The organism is Flavobacterium sp. (assembly GCF_044368995.1).
Classification (GTDB): Bacteria; Bacteroidota; Bacteroidia; order Flavobacteriales; family Flavobacteriaceae; genus Flavobacterium.
Map to the genome: position 1 here is coordinate 1 of NZ_JBIPMS010000173.1, position 2,651 is coordinate 2,651.

Consider the following 2,651-nt stretch of genomic DNA (forward strand, 5'->3'; position numbering starts at 1 on the left):
ATTACACATACTACCACTGGAGCTACAGGAATAGGAACCGCTACAAACCTACCAGCAGGCGTTACAGCTACTTGGTTAGCAGATACCATTACCATTAATGGAACACCAACGGCATCAGGGATATTTAATTATAGTATTCTATTAGCAGGTGGTTGTGGAGGTATAGCTACTGGAACCATCACAGTTACACCAGATAATACGGTTACAGCCGCTACATCAACACCAACCCTTTGTATCAACACGGCTTTAGTAGCTGCGATTACTCACACTACAACAGGTGCTACAGGTATTGCAAGCACTACTACCAATTATGGTTTACCTGCAGGTGTTACTGCTTCATGGTTAGCAGATACCATTACTATTAATGGTACGCCAAGCGTATCAGGAACATTTGCTTACACGATTCCATTAACTGGAGGATGTAGTACAATTAACGCTACAGGAACCATTACAGTAAACCCAGACAATACGGTTTCAGGACCTTCAGCTACACCAATACTTTGTATCAATACTGCTTTAATAGCAATCACTCATACAACAACTGGTGCGACTGGCATAGGAGCAGCATTAAACCTACCAGCAGGTGTTACCGCTTCATGGGCAGCAGATACCATTACTATTAGTGGCACACCAACGGTATTTGGAACGTTTAATTACACGATTCCATTAACGGGAGGTTGTGGTACATTTAATGCAACAGGAACTATTACGGTCACACAAGCTAATACGGTTACAGCAGCTTCAAGTACACCAACTTTATGTGTCAATACACTATTAATACCAATTACACATACTACAACTGGTGCTACAGGTATTGGTACTCCAACAGGATTACCAGCAGGAGTTACGGCTTCATGGGTAGCAGATACGATTACTATTATAGGTACACCAACAGTGACAGGAACGTTTAATTACATCATTCCATTAACAGGAGGTTGTGGCACAGTGAATGCTACAGGAACTATAACAGTAAATCCAATACCAACAAATATTTCTATTACAGGAACTACTACTACTTGTGCGGGAATTCCAGTTAATGTAACCCTTACGGCTACACCAGGCACGCAACTTACATGGAGTGGAACACCAGGGACTATTACCATTGGCGCTTCAGGAAGTAATGTAGTTTCGGTATCACCATCAGTAACTACTTTATATGAAATATTTAGTGCAGATTTGAGTGGTTGTGCCATTCCAGTTACTGGACAAATTGCAACAGTAACGGTTTCTGCAACACCGCAATTTATCAATCAAATTGCAGATGATGAAATTTGTAATGGCGGCACTTTAAACATTGCCTCATTATTAACGAGTACGGTTGCAGGAGCTGATTTTATTTGGAGTGCTACAACAAGTAATATAAACATGGCGGCCATTAGTGGTACTCAGGCCAATATTGACCAAGTGGTTACTTTGATTAACGGTTTCCAAAACGGTACCATTAATATAGAAGTAAAACCACAAATAGGAAGTTGTTTTGGTACCTCACAACAAATATTAATTACAGTAAAACCAATTCCTGTAATTACTTCTACGGTTTCAAATAAAACGGTAATTTGTAATAACGAATTTGTTACACTCACTTCTAATTCAAATCCGTCAGCTACGCTTTATAATTGGCAAATTAACACGGCAACTGGTGTTCAAATTGTAGGAGGCGCTACAAGTGGTACTTCAATAACAGGGATTATAAATTTGCAATTGGCATTAACCAATCCGTTAGTAGCGGGAACCATTAGTTTTGATTTTACACCAGTAAACGGAATTTGTACAGGAGCTACTATTACAAATGCAGTAACTATAACAGTAAATCCGATACCAGGCACGCCAATTGGTTTACCAATAAATGAAATCTGTAGTGAGGAATCTACCAATTTAACCATTTCCTCTTTTCCAGCGATAACTGGAACCACACTAGTTTGGACGGTTATAGATTCTCAAAACGTAACTGGATTTGCCAACGGAACAGGACCAGCGCCATTTACTATCAATGATGTTTTAACAAACACTTCAGATGTTCAAGGATTTGTGAAATATAGTGTTACTTCACGATTAGGAAACTGCGATGGAGGTACTACAGAATTTATTGTACGTGTAAACCCATTACCAAAACCAGAATTAATTGACGGACATATTTGTGTGAATCAAACTACAGGAGTAACCTACCAAGGGTATGTGTTAGATGCACAAGTGTCTAATCCTAATTTCACGTATGATTGGTATCTATTAAACACCACAACAAATGTTTACGATGCCTTACCAAGTACAAACGGCCCTACATATGAAGCGACGCAACCAGGAACGTACCAAGTAGTGGTTACTAATACGGTAACCAATTGTGAGCAAAGTGATATAGCAAGTGTTGTAACTATATATCCAGCCACTGGACTAACAGCAGAAGTTACCGATGCCTTCACAGACGACGCCACCATAACGGTTACTGTAAACCCATTAGGAACAGGAAACTTAATTTATTCATTAGACGGTGGTGCTTGGCAAGATTCGAATATTTTTACAGGCGTTCAAGGCGGTACACACGAAGTAATGGTAGAAGATACAGAAGGTTGTACTATATTAACCACAGAAGTATTAGTAATTGATTATCCTAAATATTTTACACCAAATGGCGATGGAATTCATGATACTTGGAA

General features: G+C 39.3%; 1 protein-coding gene. It reads left to right on the top strand.

The window, feature by feature from the left end:
- Positions 1–2,651 (top strand): PKD-like domain-containing protein (locus ACIQ2I_RS08985; RefSeq protein WP_396182070.1); only part of this gene is annotated, 2,651 nt, incomplete at both ends.